19 protein-coding genes are annotated in these 22,687 nt (G+C 42.8%); 10 read left to right on the forward strand and 9 right to left on the reverse strand.

Features of this window, described 5'->3' with window-relative positions; all coding sequences use genetic code 11:
• Nucleotide 1: 1 nt before the first annotated feature.
• The gene (nfuA, locus tag C1E24_RS01880; RefSeq protein ID WP_138478225.1) at nt 2–577 is read right to left on the reverse strand and encodes a Fe-S biogenesis protein NfuA; all 576 of its coding nucleotides are present in this window, start codon (nt 575–577) and stop codon (nt 2–4) included.
• 146 nt (nt 578–723) lie between these two features.
• Between nfuA and C1E24_RS01885 the strand changes: the two genes are divergently transcribed.
• Entirely contained in the window at nt 724–3,279 is a 2,556-nt protein-coding gene (locus tag C1E24_RS01885) for a M14 metallopeptidase family protein (protein WP_138478227.1), read from the forward strand.
• Here C1E24_RS01885 and C1E24_RS01890 read toward each other — a convergent pair.
• On the reverse strand, nt 3,241–3,945 hold the full coding sequence (locus C1E24_RS01890; RefSeq protein ID WP_171040724.1) for a ComF family protein: 705 nt from the start codon (nt 3,943–3,945) through the stop codon (nt 3,241–3,243). The two genes, C1E24_RS01885 and C1E24_RS01890, sit on opposite strands and share 39 nt — an antisense overlap.
• A 56-nt stretch (nt 3,946–4,001) precedes the next feature.
• Here C1E24_RS01890 and bioH point away from each other — a divergent pair, with 56 nt between their 5' ends.
• From bioH to C1E24_RS01905, 3 genes are all read left to right on the forward strand, one after another.
• Nucleotides 4,002–4,739, forward strand: coding sequence for a pimeloyl-ACP methyl ester esterase BioH (gene bioH / locus C1E24_RS01895; RefSeq protein ID WP_138478231.1), 738 nt, complete (start codon nt 4,002–4,004; stop codon nt 4,737–4,739).
• Between the two features lie 104 nt (nt 4,740–4,843).
• Nucleotides 4,844–5,152 carry a hypothetical protein gene (locus tag C1E24_RS01900; protein ID WP_138478233.1) on the forward strand — a complete coding sequence of 103 codons (309 nt, stop codon included), beginning with the start codon at nt 4,844–4,846 and terminating at the stop codon, nt 5,150–5,152.
• 5 nt (nt 5,153–5,157) lie between these two features.
• Nucleotides 5,158–6,063, forward strand: a complete 906-nt coding sequence (locus C1E24_RS01905) for a putative metalloprotease CJM1_0395 family protein (protein ID WP_138478235.1) — start codon at nt 5,158–5,160, stop codon at nt 6,061–6,063.
• 211 nt (nt 6,064–6,274) lie between these two features.
• Here the strand turns inward: C1E24_RS01905 and C1E24_RS01910 are convergent, their stop codons facing one another.
• The gene (locus C1E24_RS01910) at nt 6,275–8,599 is read right to left on the reverse strand and encodes a Tex family protein (RefSeq protein ID WP_138478237.1); all 2,325 of its coding nucleotides are present in this window, start codon (nt 8,597–8,599) and stop codon (nt 6,275–6,277) included.
• A gap of 88 nt (nt 8,600–8,687) precedes the next feature.
• Nucleotides 8,688–9,161 carry a transcription elongation factor GreB gene (greB, locus tag C1E24_RS01915; RefSeq protein WP_058031162.1) on the reverse strand — a complete coding sequence of 158 codons (474 nt, stop codon included), beginning with the start codon at nt 9,159–9,161 and terminating at the stop codon, nt 8,688–8,690.
• A 182-nt stretch (nt 9,162–9,343) separates the two neighbouring features.
• Here greB and ompR point away from each other — a divergent pair, with 182 nt between their 5' ends.
• Both ompR and envZ read left to right on the forward strand, forming a co-directional pair.
• Nucleotides 9,344–10,063 carry an osmolarity response regulator transcription factor OmpR gene (ompR, locus tag C1E24_RS01920; RefSeq protein ID WP_138478239.1) on the forward strand — a complete coding sequence of 240 codons (720 nt, stop codon included), beginning with the start codon at nt 9,344–9,346 and terminating at the stop codon, nt 10,061–10,063.
• An 8-nt stretch (nt 10,064–10,071) separates the two neighbouring features.
• Entirely contained in the window at nt 10,072–11,373 is a 1,302-nt protein-coding gene (gene envZ, locus C1E24_RS01925) for a two-component system sensor histidine kinase EnvZ (protein WP_138478241.1), read from the forward strand.
• A gap of 71 nt (nt 11,374–11,444) precedes the next feature.
• On the opposite strand, the gene hemN is transcribed toward envZ, so the two are convergent.
• Nucleotides 11,445–12,815: an oxygen-independent coproporphyrinogen III oxidase gene (gene hemN / locus C1E24_RS01930; protein WP_138478243.1), complete on the reverse strand. Its 1,371-nt coding sequence runs from the start codon at nt 12,813–12,815 to the stop codon at nt 11,445–11,447.
• A gap of 107 nt (nt 12,816–12,922) precedes the next feature.
• Entirely contained in the window at nt 12,923–14,953 is a 2,031-nt protein-coding gene (locus C1E24_RS01935) for a methyl-accepting chemotaxis protein (RefSeq protein WP_138478245.1), read from the reverse strand.
• Nucleotides 14,954–15,077: 124 nt separating this feature from the next.
• On the opposite strand from C1E24_RS01935, the gene C1E24_RS01940 reads away from it, so the two are divergent.
• Nucleotides 15,078–15,848 carry an NADP-binding protein gene (locus C1E24_RS01940; RefSeq protein WP_431188311.1) on the forward strand — a complete coding sequence of 257 codons (771 nt, stop codon included), beginning with the start codon at nt 15,078–15,080 and terminating at the stop codon, nt 15,846–15,848.
• A 7-nt stretch (nt 15,849–15,855) separates the two neighbouring features.
• Here the strand turns inward: C1E24_RS01940 and hutC are convergent, their stop codons facing one another.
• The gene (hutC, locus tag C1E24_RS01945) at nt 15,856–16,575 is read right to left on the reverse strand and encodes a histidine utilization repressor (protein WP_138478249.1); all 720 of its coding nucleotides are present in this window, start codon (nt 16,573–16,575) and stop codon (nt 15,856–15,858) included.
• Nucleotides 16,576–16,687: 112 nt separating this feature from the next.
• Here hutC and hutI point away from each other — a divergent pair, with 112 nt between their 5' ends.
• Both hutI and C1E24_RS01955 read left to right on the forward strand, forming a co-directional pair.
• Nucleotides 16,688–17,911 (forward strand): imidazolonepropionase, encoded by a 1,224-nt coding sequence (gene hutI, locus C1E24_RS01950; protein WP_138478251.1) that lies wholly within the window; start codon nt 16,688–16,690, stop codon nt 17,909–17,911.
• 31 nt (nt 17,912–17,942) lie between these two features.
• Entirely contained in the window at nt 17,943–19,721 is a 1,779-nt protein-coding gene (locus tag C1E24_RS01955; protein WP_240721920.1) for a GGDEF domain-containing phosphodiesterase, read from the forward strand.
• An 18-nt stretch (nt 19,722–19,739) separates the two neighbouring features.
• On the opposite strand, the gene C1E24_RS01960 is transcribed toward C1E24_RS01955, so the two are convergent.
• Together C1E24_RS01960 and rraA are read right to left on the reverse strand one after the other, a co-directional pair.
• Nucleotides 19,740–20,792: a formimidoylglutamase gene (locus tag C1E24_RS01960; protein WP_138478253.1), complete on the reverse strand. Its 1,053-nt coding sequence runs from the start codon at nt 20,790–20,792 to the stop codon at nt 19,740–19,742.
• Nucleotides 20,792–21,301 (reverse strand): ribonuclease E activity regulator RraA, encoded by a 510-nt coding sequence (rraA, locus tag C1E24_RS01965; protein ID WP_138478255.1) that lies wholly within the window; start codon nt 21,299–21,301, stop codon nt 20,792–20,794. Before rraA ends, C1E24_RS01960 begins: the two co-directional genes overlap by 1 nt.
• A 251-nt stretch (nt 21,302–21,552) precedes the next feature.
• Between rraA and C1E24_RS01970 the strand changes: the two genes are divergently transcribed.
• Entirely contained in the window at nt 21,553–22,581 is a 1,029-nt protein-coding gene (locus tag C1E24_RS01970; RefSeq protein ID WP_138478257.1) for a glycosyltransferase family protein, read from the forward strand.
• Nucleotides 22,582–22,687: the final 106 nt, after the last annotated feature.

Genomic DNA, 22,687 nt, shown 5'->3' on the forward strand with positions numbered 1-22,687 from the left:
ATTAATAGTAAGAGTGCTCACCAGCTTGGTGCTCTGTGATATCACGTACCCCAGTGATCTCTTCGAACTTAGCAACCATCTCTTTTTCGATGCCTTCTTTTAACGTTACATCGATCATTGAGCAACCATTACAGCCACCACCAAATTGCACCACAGCGATACCTTCAGCTGTAATTTCAACTAGGCTTACTTGGCCGCCATGATTGGCAAGTTGTGGGTTTACCTCAGTCGTTAGCATATGCTCAACACGCTCAGCTAAAGAAGCATCATCTTTAAGACGTTTAGCTTTAGCGTTAGGCGCTTTAAGTGTTAACTGAGTGCCCATTTTGTCAGTTACGAAGTCGATTTCAGCTTCATCTAAAAATGGTGCGCTTTCTTCATCAACAACCGCGTCGAAACCATTAAATGGTAGGCGAATATCAGTTTCTTCAACAGCATCAGGTGGACAGTAAGACACACCACATTCAGCTTGAGAAGTACCAGGGTTTACAACGAAAACACGAATGTTTGTGCCTTCAGTTTGATCAGCCAATAGTTTGGCAAAGTGACTTTGTGCAGTTTCAGAAATTGTGATCATAATCGAACTATACTTGACTAAATTACTCGGTTAATGGCTATGATACTCCGCTGGTGGCATTGTCGCCAGTGTTGAACGTAAAAATTTGGCTTATCTGATTTGGCTTGTTAGCTTACTTGCTACAATTTTAAGCAAAAGGTTTTAGTATGCGCACGCTCCTCGCACTCACATTGTTTTGCTGCACTTACTTATTCTCAAGTAGTGCAATAGCAAAACCGGTTTCCTATTACTTCCAACAGAATGTCCAGTTTGATCCTGCTATTCCAACGCCTGAAGAGGTATTAGGTTATCAGGTTGGGCAGTGGCATGTCCGCCATGATCAGTTAGTACAATATATGCGTGTATTGGCAGAAAAAAGTCCAAGAGTGAGTATTGAGACCATCGGCTTCAGCCATGAGCAAAGGCCATTGCTACTACTAAAGTTTAGCCAGCCAGACAACATCGCTAAGCTGGAGCAGCTTCGAGAGCAGCATTATGCACAAGTATTTAAAAAGCAGCAGGCGAACAATCTACCTGCTTTTATCTGGATGGGTTATAGCGTGCATGGTAACGAATCTTCGGGTAGTAATGCTGCTTTATTAGTTGCCTATTACTTAGCTGCAGCACAAGGAGAAGCAGTAGAGCAACTGCTAAATAACTCTGTGGTGTTACTAGACCCAGCCTTAAACCCTGATGGTTTGGCTCGTTTCGCTCAATGGGCAAATAGTAATAGAGGGCAAACCTTATCGGCAGATCCGCAGCATAGAGAGCATGTTGAGCAGTGGCCTTCAGGCCGTACAAATCACTATATGTTCGATTTGAACCGAGACTGGCTGTTACTACAGCATCCTGAATCACGCGCTCGAATCGCTGCATTTCATAAATGGCAGCCACATGTTTTAACTGATTTTCATGAAATGGGCCCTAACAGCACGTATTTCTTTCAGCCGGGGATCCCGACGCGAACCCATCCGCTTACACCTAAGAAAAATACCCAATTAACAACAGCGCTGGCAGACTTTCATGCGCAAGCTTTAGATACACAAAATCAGCTTTATTTTACACAAGAGAGTTTTGATGACTTTTACTACGGCAAGGGCTCAACTTATCCTGATATAAATGGCTCGGTAGGCATTTTATTTGAGCAGGCAAGTAGTCGAGGCCATGTTCAAGAGACCATTAATGGTCAACTGACTTTTGCACAAAGCATTAAAAACCAAGTTACAACCAGCTTGTCTACTTTTGCGGGCGCGATGGCAAACAAGCAGCAATTAATTGACTACAAGAATAACTTCTACCATCAAGCTGAAACTTTAGCTGATAAAGAGAAGTTTATGGGCTATGTCGTTGCCAAAGGGGAAGACCCACAACGTTTCAATGAGTTTATGTCTGTGCTGTCACAGCATCAGATTAAAGCCTATGGCTTAAATAAAGCCATCAAAGCCTCTGATCAAAGCTTCATGCAGGGAGATGTGTATATTCCACTGAAACAAGCTCAATTCCGTTTAATTAAAGCCATCTTTTCTGAGCAAACAAGTTTTCAAGATAATACATTTTATGATGTATCGGGTTGGACACTACCACATGCTTATAACTTAAAGTTTGGTCAAGTATCTAGCCGCTGGGGACTAGATGTATCAAAGCAAGCTTGGCAATCAGAAGATACAAGTTTTCCTGCAGTGAAAGAGAGTTATGCTTATGCATTTGATTGGCAATCAAGCGCTGCGCCTAGGCTATTAAATGCACTTTTACAGCAGGGGATTGATGCACGTGTTGCACTTAAAAGTTTTAAAGCAAAAACGGCACTAGGAAATCGAGAATTCAAAGCGGGTAGTATTGTTGTCGCTTCAGGTGTGCAAAAGCAATCTGACATTGTAGCCTTAATGCAACGAGCACAAGCTGACTATGGTGTACAAATTCATGCAATTCAAAGCGGCTTAACCAGCGAAGGCGTTGATCTAGGTTCTCGTCAGTTAAGGCCAATTAAAGCTCCGAAAGTCTTACTAGTAGGGGGGGCAGGCAGCAGTCAATATGAAGTGGGCGAAGTTTGGTATCATTTAGATACGCAGTTAGGTATAGCGCCAACGCTCATTGAACAAGATAGATTTCACCGTGCAAATCTTTCTAAATACACACACATTATCTTGGCCCATGGCAGTTATCGTGGTATGGCAGAAAAAGCCAAAACTAAAATTGCAGCGTGGGTGAGTAAAGGCGGGGTGATCTGGGGCCACAAAGGCGGCGCGAAATGGTTAGTTGATAATCAACTTTTGAGCGCACAATTGATATCGTCTAAACAGGTGGCAGAGCAGTTTGATACTGCTGGTTTAAGTTATGGCGATAGAGAAGTTTTATCTGGTAAGCAGCGTATTGCTGGTGCTATCTTTGCGTCAAAACTTGATTTAACACACCCACTCAGTTTTGGTTATGAGCGTGAATTGCTGCCGTTATTTAAAAATAGTACACAGCTGTTTGAGATGCCTGACAAGCCATTTTTAACAGTTAGCCAATATCAGCCAAAACCTTTATTAGCAGGATATGCTGCGACAGAGAATGTTACTCAAATTGCAAACACGGCAGCATTAATAGGTCACCGCTATGGTCAGGGCAGTGTGGTTGGTATGATAGATAACCCTGTTTTTAGAGGTTTCTGGAAAGGCAGCAGCCGCTTACTAACGAACACATTATTTTTTGGACACACTTTGGCTGTGCAAGGGCGTTAATGCAGTAGCATAAGCCCATATCTCGTCAGCGCCTGCTGCATAACACGCTTTTGCAGCAGCGTTGATAGTCGAACCTGTGGTGATCACATCATCGATGATCGCCACTTTTTTCCCTTGTAGATTTTGCTTCACTCCAAATGCGCGTTTTACATTTTGCTTGCGTTGATTGAGACTCAAACCACTTTGCGCTTTTGTGGCATTAATGCGTCTTAAAGTATCGGTACTTACTTTTGTATGAGGTAAATGACTCAACCAGGTCTGTGCAACTTGGTTAAACCCTCGATGAATTAAGCGGTTTTTATGCAGCGGTAAAATGATATATACATCGGGTGAGAAGGTAGATGTACTTTCAAAGTGAGCGAGTTGAGTTGCAATAACAGCATTGATAGCCGTTTGATAATGGCTCTGTTTGGTAAACTTAAATTCACTCAGCCATTGTTTCATTGCGCCTTGATACCAAGCACATGCCAGTAACCCATGACAATGAGGCAAGTTAAACATGCGTGCTATGTCAGGCTGGAATAATAAGTTTGGCTGCTCTAATGAGATAAAAGGAAAGTCAGAGAGGCAAAATTGACAGATCCCCTCGTTACTTGAAAGTGGGTTATGGCACATATGGCAGTGACTTGGGAATAAGGCATCCGCTAAATTTCTTAATAGTGACATTGTGTTCATCCTTGGTATCAGTATCATACGCTTAAGTTTGGTTTAGAGTACAAATAATGCAAAAAGAGATAGTGCTACTTCATGGCTGGGGTATGAACAGACAGGTTTGGCAGTTATTAGAGCAAGAGTTACAAGGTGTTGTTGAAGGGCAGGTAAAAAGTTTAGACTTACCGGGCTTTGGCCATGCTCAAATGCCAGAACAACCCTATTCTCTTGCCTCCGCTGCAGAGCAAGTTGCTGAACAATTAGCTGATAATTCAACCTTAGTTGGTTGGTCACTTGGTGGCTTGGTTGCGCTTCATATTGCAAAGTACTATCCACAAAAGGTAAACAAAGTAGTGCTAATTGCCTCAACGCCGTTTTTTGCCGAATCAGATAATTGGTCTGGTATTAAAGTAGAGGTGCTAGAAAACTTTAAAGCGCAATTGCTTGAGAATAGTGCAAAGACCATAGAACGTTTTTTAGCGATACAAGCTATGGGGTCAGAACACGCTAAGCAAGATGTTAAACAATTAAGAGCTTGGTTATTAGAAGCGCCAGAGGCAAACTCCGAAGCCTTGAGTTCAGGGCTCGACATTCTTTTAAATGATGATTATCGGGAGGTTTTTAGCACGCTTGAACAGCCAATATATGGCTTATTTGGTAAGTTAGATTCTTTAGTGCCAAGACGAAGCATTGCTAAAATGAAGGCCTTAAACGTTAACTTCCAAGCAGAGGTTTTATCAAAAGCGTCACATGCGCCTTTTATCTCACACCGAACAGAAAGTTTAAATTTTCTAAAATCAGTACTTTAGTAAAAGGCGGCAAAAAATTGCCGCTTTTTACTGCCGAAAACTTTATTTTGCACTACATTTGCGCAATAATTAAACATATTTAGATTTTTGCAAAGGTGCTTATTATGCCAATTGGTGACGTGTTAAATAATGGTATAGACGGTTACAACCGCGCCAGTCAAGGTATTGAACGCGCTACGGCAGAGATAAATCGCGCTGCGGTAACCGAACAAGATGAATCTCAACTTGCACAACAACGTCAGTTGCAAGGTGCTAGTCCCGACGAAGCCGTCACTGCGCCTGTATCTCAGCCTGCAAAAATTGATGAGGCCTTAGTTAATCTTAAAGTTGAAGAGTTTAATGCTAAAGCAAACACTCAATCGATCCGAACAGCGGACGAGACTTTAGGAACAATAATAGATATTTCAGTCTAATTCTAATGAATATTGTAACGCCGCAGCCGGCGATTAACCTTAATACTTCAAACGTTTACACAGAAACTGCTAGGCGAGACAACCAGCTGCGCGAAGTGATACCTAAACCAGCCCCTTCCAATGCAAGTCACTCAGAAAATAAAGCATTGAATGACGGTGACAAATCGCGTCCTCAACTTGCTGATGACGGCGGTACTTACGACAGTACAGGTCAGTTGCAACAAAATAAGGTTATTGCAGAAGATGGTGAGGATCAAAATTCAGAGCAAGAAAACTCTAATTCTGAAGAAGAGAATACAGAACAAGAACAGCGTAAAGAAGAGGCCGAACAGCAGCAAATTGTAGAGTTAAAGGCACGAGATCGCGAGGTTAGACTTCACGAAGAAGCGCATGCGCGTGTCGGCGGACAATACGCTGGCTCGCCAAGTTATGAGTTCCAGCGAGGGCCTGATGGCAATAATTATGCGATAGGCGGTCAGGTGATGATTGATGTTGCTGAGATCCCTGACAATCCACGTGCAACCATAGACAAGATGCAAACAGTTCGCGCAGCTGCACTCGCCCCAGCTGAGCCCTCTGGCGCTGATCGAGCAATTGCCGCTGATGCAACTCAAAAATTAGCATCAGCTCAAGCTGAATTAGCAAAAGAGTCGATTAACGGTGAGGAGCAAGAAAAGAAAGCCTCTTCGATAGGCGCATATCAAACCCGCCGTTTGAGTGAAGATTCAGAAAGAAGTTCTGAAGTTGAGCCTAATGATAGAGCAGCCTTACAAAGTGCTTCTGAACCATACTCTGTTGCGTTGCCTATAGCAGCAGACCCAGAAATTCAGGCAAGATCTTTACGTATTAACGATTTTTATCAGCATGTCGCTGTGCCAAACCCTATCAGTAATTTCTCTTTGAACGTTTAGAAAGCAATTTTTTAAAGCATATGTAATGCTTAATAAAACACAAATCACTTTTTATTGAACATGCTAGCCAGCTGAGAGTAGTAGATAATGCTGCTGTGTTTTTATGTATCTTTTGTTTTAGAAAATATCGGAATAATTACTAAGCTCGATAGCTTTAGCAAACAATAAACCAGCTTCTAATTGAAGTGCTGGTTTATTGTTAAAAGCATTATTACTTTTTCAATTTAGCAAAAGCTTCTGCAAAGGCATTACCCATTGCAGCATTACCAGCATCTTTTTTAGGACGCTGTCCTTTAGCTTGCTTATTAGTCGGCTTGTTTTGTGAAGGTTTGTTCGAAGTAGACTTACCCTGAGGTGCAGCTTGCTGAACTTCATCATCTAGGCGCATTGTAAAACTAATACGCTTTCTAGCCACATCAACCTCTAACACTTTCACTTTTACGATATCGCCCGCTTTTACGACTTCGCGCGGATCTGAAATAAATTTATTGGTGATCGCAGAAATGTGAACTAGACCATCTTGGTGTACGCCGACATCAACAAAGGCGCCAAAGTTAGCCACATTTGAGACCACGCCTTCTAAAATCATGCCGACTTTAAGATCTTGAATGGTTTCGACACCGGCTTTGAAGACCGCCGTTTTGAATTCAGGTCGAGGGTCGCGGCCCGGCTTGTCTAGTTCAGAAATGATGTCGGTAACCGTTGGTAAACCAAATTTGTCATTAGTGAATTGAGCAGGCTCTAGCTGTTTTAAAACTTCGCTGTTACCGATCAGGTCGCTCACTTCGATATTCTTTTCAGTACAGATCTGTTTAACCACAGGGTATGCTTCAGGGTGAACCGCTGAGCTATCAAGTGGATCAGCACCGTTTACAATGCGTAAGAAACCGGCTGCTTGTTCAAATGCTTTTGGCCCTAAGCGCGCGACCTTTTTCAACTGTGTACGATTGTTAAATGAACCGTTCTCATCTCTAAACTGCACAATATTGCTAGCCAGTGTTTTGTTTAGGCCAGAAACGCGGGTAAGTAGTGGTACCGAAGCGGTATTGACATCAACGCCCACCGAGTTTACACAATCTTCAACCACAGAGATAAGTGACTGACCTAGTTGACTTTGAGAAACATCGTGTTGGTATTGGCCTACACCAATTGATTTAGGCTCAATTTTTACCAGCTCTGCAAGCGGGTCTTGTAATCGGCGAGCAATTGAAACTGCACCACGTAACGATACGTCTAAATTTGGGAATTCATTCGCGGCAAACTCAGAAGCAGAATAAACAGATGCACCTGCTTCACTGACCATGATTTTGCTCATGTTGAGCTCTTTGTTGTTAGCTAGTAGTTCAGCTGCAAGTTTATCTGTCTCACGAGAAGCTGTACCGTTGCCAATGGCGATTAGCTCTACTTTATGCTGACGACATAATTGCTCTAAAGTACGAACTGACTTGTCCCAGTGATTCTGTGGTGCATGTGGGAAGATAGTATTTGTGGTTAACAGCTTACCTGTTGCATCAACCACAGCCACTTTACAGCCCGTACGCAGACCTGGATCGATACCCATAGTGACACGAGGACCAGCTGGGGCTGCCATCAATAGGTCCTTTAAGTTCTTGGCAAATACATCAATGGCTTGTGCCTCTGCTTTTTCGCGCATGGTGCCTAAAAACTCATTTTCTAGGTGCAGAGATAGTTTTACTTTCCAAGCCCATTGAACCACTGACATTAACCAAGCACTTGCTGTTGCTGAACTTACATTTAATTGGTAATGATCAGCGATGATTTGTGCACAATACTGTGCTGGGTTTTCGCTGCTTGGTTCAGGGTTAATGTTTAACTGTAATATGCCTTCGTTGCGGGCACGCAGCATAGCTAATGCACGATGCGAAGGGACTTTTGTGAGCTTCTCAGAATGCTCAAAGTAGTCGCGGTATTTAGCACCAGCGTCTTCTTGCCCTTTGATTACTTTGGCTTCGATTACACCCTGTGTGTCGATTTGTTTTCTTAGCTTTGCCAGTAACTTAGCGTCTTCGGCGAAGCGTTCAATTAAAATAAATTTAGCACCGTCTAGTGCCGCTTTGACATCTTCAATGCCTTTTTCAGCATTTACGAATTGAGCTGCATGGCTTTCAGGGTCTAAGGCAGCATCCTTATAAAGGGCATCTGCAAGTGGCTCTAAACCTGCTTCAATGGCAATTTGACCTTTAGTACGGCGCTTAGGCTTGTAGGGTAGATATAAATCTTCTAGCTCGGTTTTACTCTGCGCGCTGTTGATATCAGCGGCAAGGGCATCACTTAACTTACCTTGCTCTGAAATGGTATCAAGAATGAAGCGTCTTCTGTCTTCTAGTTCTCTTAAATAACCAAGTCGTTGTTCAAGAAGACGCAATTGCGTGTCGTCAAGACCGCCGGTTACTTCTTTACGGTAACGAGCAATAAATGGAACTGTGGCACCTTCATCAAGAAGTGCAGTGGCAGCAATGACTTGCTGTTCTTTTGCATTTAGCTCTTGTGCCAAACGTGCAGAGATGTTGCTCATGCAAAATCCTTATAAATTCAGATGTATACGTGCTGTCTAAGCGTATTTTATGTGGGCGATCATAGCATAGCATCTATGAATAAGAAGCTTATTTAAGGTATTCGATAGTATTTACATACCAGAGCTTTTCTCCCTCTGGTGTGCGCACGACAAACTCGTCGTCGACTTCCTTACCTAATAGTGCTCGTGCCATTGGTGCGTCTATAGAAATATAGTCTTTTCGGTCATAAATTTCATCTGGACCGACAATTCTGAAACGTTTTATTTCTTCTTGTTCATTTTCAATTTCAACCCAAGCGCCAAAGTACACTTTGCCGGCTTGTTGTGGGTCATATTGAACAATCTTTAAGTCGGGTAAACGTTTTCTTAAATAGCGTACCCTACGGTCTATTTGCCGTAATAAGCGCTTATTAAAAGTGTAATCAGCATTTTCAGAGCGATCACCTAAGCTGGCTGCCCAATTCACTATTTTGGTGATTTCAGGACGTTTTTCATACCAGAGGTGGTCATGCTCTTTTTGCAGTTGGTTATAACCCTCAGGGGTAATTAAGTTAGTTTTCATACGCTAATTAGGGTCATCTTTACTCATCTGACACGGTAATAAAAAATCATCTGGGTGTCGAGCTAGCAAAATATTAAAAAATTGTAATGTTCGGTAACAAAACTCTTCATAGTAATGGTGTCGAGAAATGACATTTTCAATTATATTAAGCAAAGATATTGGATAAAAAGAAGAAATCAATCATGGGAAATGAAACTACCAAGGTATTAGTTGTCGACGATGATATGCGTTTACGCAGTTTGTTAGAACGTTATCTCGTCGAGCAAGGTTTTATTGTTCGTGCTGCAGCTAACAGTGAGCAAATGGATCGCTTACTGGAGCGAGAAAACTTTCATTTAATGGTGTTAGATTTAATGCTACCTGGCGAAGACGGCTTGTCTATTTGCCGACGCTTACGCCAAAAAGAGAACGAGATCCCAATCGTCATGCTAACAGCCAAGGGTGATGAAGTTGACCGTATTATAGGTCTAGAGTTAGGGGCTGATGATTACATCCCGAAACCATTCAACCCAAGAGAATTATTGGCGCGCATTAAGGCAATTTTACGTCGTCGTGCGAAAGAAGTACCGGGTGCGCCTGCTGCCGAAGAAAACGAAGTAGAGTTTGGTATCTTTAAACTGAACTTGGCGACCCGTGAAATGCAAAAGGGTGATGAGGTTATCTCACTAACCAGTGGTGAATTTGCTGTATTGAAGGCTTTAGTGAAGCACCCAAGAGAGCCATTGAGTCGTGACAAATTAATGAATCTTGCACGTGGCCGTGACTATAGTGCCCTTGAGCGTAGTATCGACGTTCAGGTATCACGCTTACGCCGCATGATCGAAGAAGATGCAGCGAACCCTAGATACATCCAAACTGTTTGGGGTCTAGGTTATGTGTTTGTGCCAGACGGTGAAAAGTAGTTTCGTTTATGAGCTTTTTTCCACGTAGTGCGTTTGGACAAACGGTTTTCTTTGTTGGTGCTTTATTGCTTATCAACCAGATCGTTTCTTATATCACCGTGACACTGTATGTGTTTAAGCCAACCTTCGAGCAAGTGAATTTGATGTTGGCTAAGCAAGTCAAAACAGTGTTTATTGATTGGGAAGAAGGGGTCGAAATAAATAAAGCAACCTCAGATAAGTTCTTTGAAATAACTGGCATTGAAGTGATGACGCAAAGACAAGCCTATATGAACGGTTTAGAGAAAGCCAAAGAATATAGCTTGTTGTCAAAGAGTATGTCTGAGCAGCTAAATGGCTCTGCAAGAGTGCGTATCAGTCAAGGGGACCCAGTGGTCTATTGGGTAGAAGCGCCGCAAGCGCCTGGCTATTGGGTGAGGGTACCGCTGACAGGCTTTAGTGAAACAAAAATGGAGTTTTTGATTTTCTACCTGTCGAGTATTGGCTTTTTGAGTGTATTGGGGGGCTGGTGGTTTGCAAGGCATCTTAACCGCCCACTAAAAGCATTACAAACAGCAGCCGGTCGAGTCGGTGTGGGAGATTTTTCTACTCGACTTGTGGAGCGAGGATCAACGGAAGTTGTTGAAGTAACACAAGCATTTAACAAGATGTCGAAAGGCATCGCTGAGCTCGAGAATGACCGACGACTCTTGATGGCCGGTGTTTCTCATGACTTGCGCACACCACTGACCCGTATTCGTTTAGCGACCGAAATGATGTCAGACGAAGAAGACTACTTAAAAGAAGGGATCATTGATGACATTGAAGATATGAATGCCATTATTGATCAGTTTATCGAGTATCTTCGTCACCACAACAGCGGGGAAATGCACCCTGATGATGTGAATAGTCTAGTGTCTGAGGTGGTGCATGCTGAGCAGCAACATCAACGTGAAATTAACTTAACAGCTGCTGATAGCTTACCAAAAGTGATCATGAATACGGTTGCGTTAAAACGTGTTGTTACCAATATGATAGAAAATGCCATTCGTTATTCCGATGAGGCCATTGATGTCAGCACTGCATACAACCCACGTAAGAAAATGGTGATTGTCACTGTGAAAGACCGTGGGCCGGGTATTCCTGAAGCTGAATTGGAAAGTGTCTTTGAGCCTTTTAAGCAAGGCGACCAAGCTCGGGGCAGTGAAGGCAGTGGTTTGGGTTTGGCAATTATAAAACGCATTGTCGCGACACATGGCGGTACGGTGAAGCTTCGTAATCGTCAAGAAGGCGGCTTAAGTGCTGAAGTATATTTACCGGCTTTAGCCTAATATCTGATTTAGAAAGCAAAAAGGATGGCTCAGCCATCCTTTTTTGTACGTATTTATTAGATGAGCAGTGCTTAAATAACACGTGAGAATCGCGTATTTTTAATCTGCTGTTGTAAATACGCGTCAAAGCACATACAGATAATGCGAATGAATAAATTGCCTTTGCTGGTGACTTCAATACGCTGCGCTGATAATGTCACGAGCTCATCTTCTGCCAGTGGTTTGAGTGCTTCTAGGGCTTCGCTAAAGTAATCGTTAAAGTCGATATTATATTTAGCCTCAATCGCCTTTATATCTAATTCAAAATGACATATCAGTTGTTTGATAACATCGGCTCTGAGCTCATCGTCATTATTTAGGCGCATCCCTTTATGGGTCGCACAGCCAATCTCGTTAATGTCTGAGTAATAGGTTTTGAGCTCTTTTTGGTTTTGCAAAATCGCATTACCAATTTGTGAAATAGACGACACTCCTAGGCCTAATAAGTCGCAATTACCATGTGTTGTATAGCCTTGGAAGTTACGATGAAGCTCTCCATTTCTTTGCGCAACAGCAAGCTCGTCGTCTTTTTTAGCAAAGTGGTCCATACCGATAAACTGATAACCTGCCTCGGTCATTTGCTGTAGCGTATTTTTGAAGATCTCAAGCTTTTGCTGCGGACTTGGCATGTCCGCTTCTTTTAGTTTGCGTTGCGCGGCAAATCTATCAGGGAGGTGAGCGTAGTTGAACACCGACACTCTGTCTGGGCTCAGCGCTATCAGTTGCTCAATGCTTTGCTTAAAACTTTCTGGGGTTTGGTGAGGTAAGCCGTAGATCATATCTATATTGACTGATTTAAACCCGAGTGCTCTTGCTTGCTTTACCAGTGCTAAAACTTCTTCGACACATTGCGGACGGTTTACCGCAGCTTGTACTTCATCATTGAAATCTTGAATACCAAACGAAACTCGGTTGAATCCTAAGTTTTTCAAGGTGACTAACATGTCGTCAGCAATAGAGCGCGGGTCGATTTCAATACCGCGTTGCGCGTCTTCAGTGAAGTTGAAGTGTGCTTCTACAATATCAATCAGGCGTGTCATTTGCTCGGCAGTTAAAAACGTTGGCGTGCCGCCACCTAAATGCAATTGCTCAACACGGTAATGCGCAAACACAGAGGACTGCGCCTGTACTTCTTTTTCTAGATGATCTAAATAGACGTCAGCTTTTGACTGATGGCGTGTCACGATTTTATTGCAACCACAGTAGTAACAAAGCTGGTGGCAAAATGGGATATGAATATAGAGCGATAAAGCCTGATTTTTTGACTGCTTCACTGCGGTATGTAAATCAGTCTGTTGATAACCGCTTTCTAATGATAATGCAGTTGGATAAGAAGTATATCTTGGCCCAGACACATTATATTTTTTGATTAGGGACTCATCCCAAGTTGGTAAATTAATCACGATACGCACTCATCTATTAGATTAGAGCGTGTAGTGTATGACGAGAAGTGAAAGTGGATTTTGATCTGTAGCAAAGCAGGGCATAAATCATGCCCTGCTCAGAATAGTTAAAGCTTGAATTGGTTTACCGTACTATTAAGTGATTTAGCCAATCCATTTAGATCATGTGCCTCATCAGCCAAAGTGTGAGCATGATTAGCAGTGCTGTTAACTAGGTCATTAATTGCATTTAAGCTGGTGTTAATGTCTTCAGCCACAATGGTCTGCTGCTCAGTTGCGGTTGCAATCTGATGGCTCTGATCTTGAACCGTTGCCACAGAGCTGGCGATTTCCTGCAATGAATCGAGCACTTCTTGTGTCTGTGATACTGAGCCCTCAGCCTGATCTTGGCCTTGTTGCATCATAGTTGATGCTTGCTGTGCAATTTGTTGTAGTCGTGTGATCATATTGCGAATATCGTCTGTTGATTCTTGTGTTCTACTCGCCAGCGAGCGCACTTCATCAGCAACTACTGCGAAGCCTCGACCTTGTTCACCAGCACGTGCCGCTTCAATCGCAGCGTTGAGTGCCAGTAAATTGGTTTGTTCTGCAATGCCATTGATTACGTCAATTACCGCGCCAATGTTAGTAGTTTCTTTTTCAAGACCTTCAACAACTTTCGCAGCCTCACCGATGTGGCTAGCCAATTCTGTCATCACTGTTTGTGCTTGGCTTGAGCGCGTCGCGCCGTCATTTGTCATGTGCTGCACTTGCTCAGCAGCGTGACTGGCTTCTTGTGCATTACGTGAGATTTCAGTCACAGTTGCAGCCATTTCTGTTACTGCAGCACTGACACTGTCAACTTGCTCTTTCTCTTGTTGGATTTCACTATTGGTACTGGCAGACACTGAGCTTAATTGTTCAGAGGCATGACCTAGCTGAGAGGCTTGTTGTGCCGTGGTTTGCATCATGGCACGCAGTTTCTCGATAAAGGTGTTCATATGAGAGGCAAGCTGACCAACTTCGTCGTTGCTCTCAATGTGAATTCGACGTGTTAAGTCACCTTCACCTGACGCAATGTCACGCATAGTGTCGGCAAGAGACACTATCGGTTTAGTGATCATCTGTGTCGCCCATAAGATCATAAGAACCACAATGCTGATAATCACTAGGAAGGCGATCACGGTACTCATGACGGCTTCATTTACTGGCTCTTCTATAAATGATACTGGGATCATGACACCCACATGCCAATCGAGTAATGGTTCATCGAGTTTTACGCTGTTATACACCACGTAATAATCTTGGCCTTTGAAGGTAACAACTGATGTGCCTGATTCATTATTTTTAATTTCAGAGTTTAATGCTCGGAATCCACTGGTATCTGAAAACTGTTTTTCTAGCCCGTCTAGGCCTTCTTTTCCATTCGGACCTTCATCGGTAATAGACAGCTTGTGGCCAGTTTGCTTTGATAAATGGACAACGTTTAAATTGTTGTCTAGCAGGAAGCCGTAACCTTGGCCTTGGAAGCGGATCTGCTCAACCAATTGATTGATTTGTTCCATTTGTAAATCAATACCTGCGATCCCCAATAACTTACGCGATGAATTGTAGACAGGTAGCTTGATCACAGCAGACACGTCGCCTGTGTTTGCATCGACTGAAACCGGGCTAACATGCAACTTACCAATCGCCATAGCCTCTGGCCACCATCCACGCTTATAAGCAAAATATGGACGACCATCAGAGAAATGAGAAGTTCGTTCGTTTTCTTTGAAGTACTCACCTGTGATAGCAGACGCAAAAAAAGTTGACAATACATTGTCATTGCTTGCTGTGAGCCTATCAAAATCTCTATTCACTAGGTCATAACCCGGTTGGCTTGATAACTCAGCTTCACGTTCGGTATATTGCTCAAAAAAATCTACAACATGGGCGCTTTGTGCAAAGGTGCTGACTAGTTCACCGTATTGGGCGAAAAACGATTCCATCGACAGTTTTTCTGCATAAATGTAGCTTTGCGCTTCACGTTCTACACTGTCGCGAGAAATCGTTGCTAGGTGATTCACAAAGTAACTGGAGGCGATAATAAGCAGCACAGAAATTGTACCACCGATCAGTAGGAGTATTTTTCTCCTGAGGGATAAGTTGTTAAGCATGATATATTCTTTTTATTGGTAACCGCACTACACAATCAAATCATATCTGAGTCGCTTTGACCACAGTTAACATTAGATTGACGTTATATTGTTCCTATAATAATACACTTGCGGTTTGAAATTAATACAGAGGTATGAGATGAAGCTAGTTGTTTTGGGGGCTGGTTGGCTGGGAAGTGCAATAATCGAGAGAGCCATACAGGCGAATTGGCAAGTGCAGGGTACCAGTCGTAGTTTAAACTCCAGTAGTGCAATCATTCGACAGTTTACATTGCAAGAAGATAAATTAATCCATTCTGTGGATTTAACAGATGCTTATTGGGTGTGCGCTATTCCTCCGAGAGCACGTCATGCTGATAGCAATTATCTTGAAACTCTATCTGCTGCGTTAAGGCTTTCTGATGATTTAGCGTGTAAAGGGTTTTTGTTATGCTCAAGTACAGGTGTGTATTCAGAGCAAGATGGTACCTATACCGAAAGTGGTGAATTAGACAGTGGAACCACGCGTAAAAAGATTTTGCTTGCAGCAGAGCAAAGAGTGTTTGATAGCAAAGGGAAGGTTTTACGTTTGGCTGGGTTAGTGGGGCCAAATCGAGAACCTGGGAAATTTGTTGCAGGTAAAACTCTAAAAAGTAGCAGTCAAGCGGCTGTAAATATGGTTCACCAAGCCGATGTTGTAGCCGCCATTGAGACGATAATACTGAACTGGGCAGAAGCTAATGCTGTTTATAATGTTTGTCACCCTGATCATCCAACTCGACAAGATTATTACTTGAAGAGATGCGCTAAGTTAGGCACACAGCCCCCTTTATTTTCAAGTGACATCGCCAGTGCAAGAGTGATTGATGGTTCAGCCATTGAAGCCTTGGGTTTTAGCTATCAAGCTGAGATTTAACTGTGCGTTATTTCAGCTTTTTCTTAAAGGTGAGATGACCGCCAAGACGGTATTTACTGCCCGGCGAAATGAGCCGAGTAAAGCTGACAATACCATTAGCACTCCATGTTCTTCTGATCATTTGTAAGCAAGGCTCTTCGTTATATAAGCCAAGCCACTGACAAACATCTTGGCTTGGCATAATGGCTTCAATAGTGTGTTTTGCTTCAGTCAGCGGCGCCACTGCCGAAAGGTATTCATGTGGTGTGACGATAGTAAAATCTTGTGCCAGATAATCAGGTGCAAGTGCTGGGGTGACGAAGCGCTCTTCAGCTTGGAGTGCTTGGCCATTTTCGTGGTGAACAATCACGCTGCGATAGACTTTACTGTCTATATCAACACCGAGTGCAATAGCGATAGGCGCCATGGCGGCGATTTCTTCTAGGGCCAAGACCTCAGAACTGTACGCACCATTTCTCTCTTTTACTTCATCGGCGATATTTTTAATCTCAAGCATAGAAGACTGTGATTTGAGGCTGGCTACAAATGTACCTAGACCTTGACTTCGCGTTAATACACCACTGTCAGTCAACTCGCTCAACGCGCGTCTGGCGGTCATGCGGCTTACACTAAATTGCTCAGCAAGTTCATTTTCAGAGGGAACACGTTGGTCCTCTTTCCAAATACCGGCACTAATTTGGTCGGTTATATGCTGCTTTATCAATGCAAATTTAGGTTCGTTGGCCATACTAGATAACTAAATAGAGAGTATATGCCATTAAAAATGGCATAGATTTCTTGTATATACAAGTTTGCATGATAGGCTTATAGGCAGTTAAACAAACTCAAATGAGGCAGTGATGTTTGAAGCAGATTTAGTGATCACCGATGTTAATTTGGCAACCATGGATAGCAATGTAGATGCCCCGTATGGTGCTATTGAGCAAGGCGCATTGATGATCAAAGACGATAAAATTGCTTGGCTCGGCAAGCAAAGTGACTTGCCTGAGTTCGATGCTCTAGCGACACCTGTGATTAACGCAAAAGGACAGTGGTTAACGCCTGGCCTAATTGATTGTCATACGCATATTCTTTTTGCAGGAAACCGCGCTGGTGAGTTTGAACAACGTCTAAATGGTGTTTCTTACCAAGAGATAGCACAACAAGGCGGTGGTATTGCCAGTACCGTTCGAGCAACTCGAGAGGCGGATGAAGAAACCTTGTTTGTAGCTGGGAAAAATCGCTTAAATAGCCTTATGAGTGAAGGTGTAACAACGGTTGAGAGTAAGTCGGGGTATGGCTTAGATCTAGACACTGAAATTAAATTACTTGAAGTAAATAAAGTCTTAAATGACAACCACCCTGTTGATATTCAAAGTACATTTTTGGGCGCACATGCATTACCGCCCGAATTTAAACATGACTCAGATGCATATATCGATTTAGTATGCGATGTCATGTTACCAAAAGTGGCTGAGCTTAACTTGGCAGATGCGGTCGATGTATTCTGTGAAAATGTAGGATTCAGTTATACGCAGACAAAGCGGGTATTTGAGAGAGCACGTCAGTTAGGCTTGCCAGTGAAGTGTCATGCAGAACAATTATCGAATCAACATGGCACTGAGTTGGTTGCTGAGTTTAAAGGCTTGTCGGCAGATCATATTGAGTATCTCGATGAAGCAGGTGTAAAAGCGATGGCTGATGCCGGTACGGTGGCGGTGTTATTGCCTGGTGCTTTTTATTTCCTGAGAGAAACACAAATGCCACCGATTGAGTTACTTCGTCAATATGAAGTCCCGATGGCGATTGCCAGTGACTTCAACCCAGGCACTGCGCCGCTGTGCTCATTACGTTTGATGCTGAATATGGGCTGTACTCTGTTTAGATTAACACCTGAAGAGACTTTGCTGGGAGTAACGGTAAACGCTGCGAAAGCACTAGGGCTGGCAGATCGAGGTGTGCTTAAAGTGGGTATGCGAGCCGATTTAGCCCTATGGGATATTGCAACACCAGCGCAATTAAGTTATCAATTTGGTGTAAATGAGCTATCAAATTTGTGGATCTCAGGTAAACTGATCCAATAAGAAGTATTTAATTTATAGGTGAAAGTTGGTGATGACCTTACTAGGTACATTGACCAGCTTTCCTGTATTCAATGGATTGCAACAGGGGGAGCTGGCACTACTAACCGCATTTTTAGGTGGGTTAGTGTTAATGGGCAGTATCGCTTTAATTATCCTTACCCATTCGCAATCAAGTCGTGCACTTCATGTTGTCACTATGCTGGTGGCTTTCACCGCATTGCTTCCCAATATGTGGGCAACGTATACAATCTCTCTGGTGTTATTCGGCCACCTCTACCTAGCGCTTAAACTTGGTTCAAAACCTTTACTTATGGTGTCGTTTCTCGCGGCTGCAGCATATTTACTGTTATTAGGGGGAGCGATAGTTTGGTACTGGCCAATTCAGTTAACGTTACTACCTTTACTTTTGGTTTATATTTCACAGCTTTATGAGTTCTCTTTAAAACCAAGTAATAATGGCGCCTCAGATATACCAGAGCAGAGCGAACTAAGAAAGCAGGATGTGCTAGGTTTACCCCCTAGGTGTGCGCTGAGAGATGCTTATTATGCTCACATAGAGCAAGATGCTTCTCCTATGGTATTAGTGATGATCCGCCTCGAAGGGTTTGAACAGATAAATTTTCACTTAGGTCGAGAGTATGGCGATTTATTACTAGCGCAATCTGCGAACCGAATTAAGCAGCAATTGCAAAACGAAGACATTGTAAATATAGAACAAGGGGGTGAATGCGCTAAGCTTGCGCACTTAGGGGGGTTAAACTTTGTGTTCTTATGCTCCTTGGCCCATCAGCAACATCTTCATGAACAAGTTATAGGTGCCATAGTGCAAACTACGTTAAAGCCGTTCAACGTAGGTCATTGCACCATAGAAATAAAAGCTAAGGCAAGTTATGTTTCTTTCGCTGATAAGGTCAGTGATTTTGATAATGCCATCACGTGTGCATTTTTAGCGCTCGATTCAGAGCCTAATAAGGTCGTGACTGAATATCAAAATAGCATGAGAACAGCGAAACAAGAGCAGCAAGCGCGTTTGGCTGAGCTTACTCATCATGACTTTAGAGATCAACTCGAGCTGTATTTTCAACCGATTATTCGTCATAGCGACAATGGTATCGAGTTCCTAGAGTTATTGTTACGTTGGCAGCACCCAAAGCAGGGGATTTTAGCAGCTGGTAAGTTCATCGATGATATTCGCATTGCTGGGTTGGCCTTGCCTGTCGCTCAGTTCGTTATAGAACGAGCTGCGGAGATTGCGATGGCGCTAAAAATGGAAGGGATCAAAATGGCGTTGAGCGTTAATGTTTTTGGTCCAGAAATGCTGCATGAAGAATTTATTGAGTTTTTAGACGATGTGCTGCTGACTCACCACCTTGAAGCTGGCGATTTGATAATAGAGTGTCCGTCTGCGTTGTTTATGTCTTTGGATGCACAGGGCGTGGCCATGATAGCACGTCTTCGCAGTATCGGTGTCCGTCTGTGTGTGGACGGCTTTGGTGAGGCTCCGCTGGTATTGGCTAAATTACCTAAGTTAACCGTTGATTACGTCAAAGTAGGGCAGTCTCTTACCCGAGACCATCAACATCAAGGTGCACTCAGAGGTATTGTCAGAGGGCTAGTAGACATGCAGCATCAGTTAGATTGTGCGGTTATTTGTGAGGGCGTTGAAAGCCAAGAGCAGCTTAACTTTGCGCAAAGCTTAAATACCTTTGCCGCTCAGGGATATTATTTCGAAAGGCCGTTGAGTAGTGTGGGTATGCTGAGCTGGATAAAACAGTATCAGCTTGAGCATCATCATTTAGTTGATCACTAAAAAGTGGGTAGCATTGTGCTACCCTTGCAGTTTACCCAATAAATAACTACAGACTAGTCCACTTAGTACTTGCCCAGCTTCAGTTATGCCCTGCTCTAAGCCATTCGGGTGTGTCGAAGGTGCTGCCTCACACAGATGTAAATAACGGCTAGCGCTGTGCGTTGCACCCAAATAGACAAAATGTTCTGCATCGCTGGCAGAAAAGCCACAATTCGTGAAAGCGCTGACAGGCATGCCACTAATGGCGTCTACATCAACTTCGATACCTAATGGCTTATCAATTTTAAAGCGGGCTAAACTGTGTGTGCAGTCTGAAGTTAAACTACGGCTACGCATAACTTGCAAGGTTTGGTAAGTGGTGTAGGTAAACCCGGCATTAGTCAGTGAACTGATAATGGTTTGGTTATTTTTTTGCTCATGCATGCCAACTACATGGTAATCATGTAAGTATCCGTCTTGATATGCATAGTGGAAACCGTTGCCACTATGACGACCTTCAATGGCCCTAAAATCAGCATGTGGGTCAAAGTTAATGGCATTACATGGCTTAGCTTCACTGGTGCTTAAGGCTTTTAAAATTGGGTAACAATTATTGTGGCCACCACCTATGACAATCGCTTCTAAACCTGCATCAAAAACAGGTTTTAAAACGGCTGTCACTCGCTCATCTAATTCGCCACATAAATGTCTTAGTTGTGCTAAACCTTCGGCATTTGCGTTATCCAATGTTTTGCTTTGTGATTGCAAATCATCACAATTGACTTCGCCTAACAGCAATACTGATTTGGGATCTAGGAACTCATTACTAGGTAAGTTTAAAAAGCGTTTTAAAAACGCTTGCCAACCTTGTGTTGCGCCTCCGCGACCACAGTTTGCTCTTGGGCCTATGTCCTCGTTAATGCCGAGTAAAACATATTTAATACCAAACTCAGCTGCATCTTTTAGTGCACTTTCTAAAGGAGCTGATTGATCTAAATAAGAGATTGATTGCCAAAAGCGAGTTTCATTCGCTCTGCTGGTAGTAAAGTACTTTGTATCGGTTTCACTATATCGAATTAACCAGTTACTCATTATGCTTCGACTTCTTCAAGCGCATCTTCAAGTACCAGCTCTTCGGCGGAAATGATAATCCCTGTGCTATCAGCATATAGGTAATCGTCTTCATAAAACGAAACACCTGCAAAGTTGACGGGGACACCTTGCTCGCCACTGCCTTGGCTATCAGCTGCGACAGGAATAGACGCAATAGCTTGTATGCCTAAATCACACTCTTCGAGTTCATCAACATGCCTAACTGCACCATAAACAACAATACCTTGCCAATGATTCTCTACAGCCAGTTCAGCCAATTCGATATCAATCAGTGCTCGGCGCGAAGAGCCTCCACCATCAATTAATAGAATTTTACCAGTACCGTCTTGTTCTAAAATCTCTTGAATCAGTTCGTTGTTTTCAAAGCATTTCACTGTGACGATGCGACCGCAAAATGCAGAGTGTCCACCAAAGTTAATGAACATGGGTTCAAGTACATCGATTGCATCTGCAAAATGATCGCATAAGTCAGATGTGCTGTAGTCCATATTGAGTTCTCCAGAGAGTGTGTGTTTGTTCCAGTATACTCTGATGCAAGCTCATAGCAATGGCAAAATTGCTGTAAAAGCAGGCACTTTGTGCGTTCAATCAAAGTCTTTTGAATTCCATAATAGTGTCTTAAAAAGTTCACCCAACTGTTACTTTTAAAGTCTAAAGTTTAATCAGTAGACAACGGTTTTGTGTAAGAAGTGCCAGTTTTGACAACGCCCAGGTGTTCTTGCCACAAGGAACGAATAAGGTGAATTCATTGAAAGTGTTATATGCAGCAAAAATCATCGATCTTGCACAATTACAGCAAACACTTTTGTTGATTCAGTGCTTCAAAGCGCATCAAGTAAACACAGATGTGATCCTATCCGGTAATAGTCTGTCAAACCCTATGAGCAAGCAGATAATTGCCGAAATTGAAGCGCTTAAAGTGGGGAGTTGCTTGGTGCGGCATAAATCAAATCGCTTTACGAAAACCTTCAGACAAAAAGTTTCTGATATTTTTACTCATCGAGCATATTTTAAAGTCGCAAATTATGACTTAGTCATTACTGACAATGAGTCGATTGTCGCCTGGTCGGCAAAGCTTTCAGGGATCCCTGTGCTTGCTTTGGGGCATCATGTCGCAATAAATCATCATCAACTGCCTTTTGAAGGGGCGAATCTAACGAGAATTTGGCAGCAATGGTTAGTGCCTGCTGATTACCGTGTAGGGTTTCACTGGATCCCTTTTGCGAAAAATATTTTGCCGCCTATCGTACCAAGCTATCACACGACTTGTATTAAAAATAAGGTGGTCGTTTATTTGCCGTCAGAAAAATTAGAGGCGATACAGGTATTATTGGCAAGTTTTCCAAATACGGAGTTTTATTGTTTTCATCCAGCAGCAGAAGTGAAATCGGTGGGCAATATTCATTACCGGCCCGATGATCATGAGCAGTTATTACATGATATGAAAAGTTGCAAAGGTGTGATTGCACATGCGCAATTTGAAGTAATTAACGCTGCACTGAATATGGGGAAAAGCCTATTAATTAAACCGCTTGAGCAAGAGCTCACACAGGTTATTGATGCAAGTTTGCTAATTAAGCTTGGTTGGGCAAAGCAGATGCATTATTTAAATGCTAATGCGGTTGAAGATTTTTTGGACACAGTGCCTAAAAAGTCGGTGGATTTTTCAGCAGATCCGTGTGCCCTTGTTGAGTGGATTAAAGCTGAGCAATGGCATGATGTTACCGCATTGCATGATTTTGCTTGGAATTCATTAAAAGTTGGATAGTTCCAAATAGTAAACTAGTTTAATTATTGCGCATGTTGGCACTTTTTTATTGTTTTTTTGTTAAATCTAAAAGCCTAACTTTAAGCCTTGGTCTATACTAAACATA

It is taken from the genome of Pseudoalteromonas phenolica (assembly GCF_005876835.1).
Taxonomy (GTDB): Bacteria; Pseudomonadota; Gammaproteobacteria; order Enterobacterales; family Alteromonadaceae; genus Pseudoalteromonas; species Pseudoalteromonas phenolica_B.

Excerpts from the sequence above, each read along its gene's own strand:
- hutC (WP_138478249.1), bottom strand. The coding sequence starts at position 16,575 with ATGGCCAACGAACCTAAATTTGCATTGATAAAGCAGCATATAACCGAC.
- nfuA (WP_138478225.1), bottom strand. The coding sequence starts at position 577 with ATGATCACAATTTCTGAAACTGCACAAAGTCACTTTGCCAAACTATTG.
- C1E24_RS01935 (WP_138478245.1), bottom strand. The coding sequence starts at position 14,953 with ATGCTTAACAACTTATCCCTCAGGAGAAAAATACTCCTACTGATCGGT.
- C1E24_RS01890 (WP_171040724.1), bottom strand. The coding sequence starts at position 3,945 with ATGTCACTATTAAGAAATTTAGCGGATGCCTTATTCCCAAGTCACTGC.
- C1E24_RS01960 (WP_138478253.1), bottom strand. The coding sequence starts at position 20,792 with ATGAGTAACTGGTTAATTCGATATAGTGAAACCGATACAAAGTACTTT.
- greB (WP_058031162.1), bottom strand. The coding sequence starts at position 9,161 with ATGAAAACTAACTTAATTACCCCTGAGGGTTATAACCAACTGCAAAAA.
- C1E24_RS01900 (WP_138478233.1), top strand. The coding sequence starts at position 4,844 with ATGCCAATTGGTGACGTGTTAAATAATGGTATAGACGGTTACAACCGC.
- rraA (WP_138478255.1), bottom strand. The coding sequence starts at position 21,301 with ATGGACTACAGCACATCTGACTTATGCGATCATTTTGCAGATGCAATC.
- C1E24_RS01885 (WP_138478227.1), top strand. The coding sequence starts at position 724 with ATGCGCACGCTCCTCGCACTCACATTGTTTTGCTGCACTTACTTATTC.
- envZ (WP_138478241.1), top strand. The coding sequence starts at position 10,072 with ATGAGCTTTTTTCCACGTAGTGCGTTTGGACAAACGGTTTTCTTTGTT.
- C1E24_RS01910 (WP_138478237.1), bottom strand. The coding sequence starts at position 8,599 with ATGAGCAACATCTCTGCACGTTTGGCACAAGAGCTAAATGCAAAAGAA.
- ompR (WP_138478239.1), top strand. The coding sequence starts at position 9,344 with ATGGGAAATGAAACTACCAAGGTATTAGTTGTCGACGATGATATGCGT.
- C1E24_RS01955 (WP_240721920.1), top strand. The coding sequence starts at position 17,943 with ATGACCTTACTAGGTACATTGACCAGCTTTCCTGTATTCAATGGATTG.
- hutI (WP_138478251.1), top strand. The coding sequence starts at position 16,688 with ATGTTTGAAGCAGATTTAGTGATCACCGATGTTAATTTGGCAACCATG.
- bioH (WP_138478231.1), top strand. The coding sequence starts at position 4,002 with ATGCAAAAAGAGATAGTGCTACTTCATGGCTGGGGTATGAACAGACAG.
- C1E24_RS01905 (WP_138478235.1), top strand. The coding sequence starts at position 5,158 with ATGAATATTGTAACGCCGCAGCCGGCGATTAACCTTAATACTTCAAAC.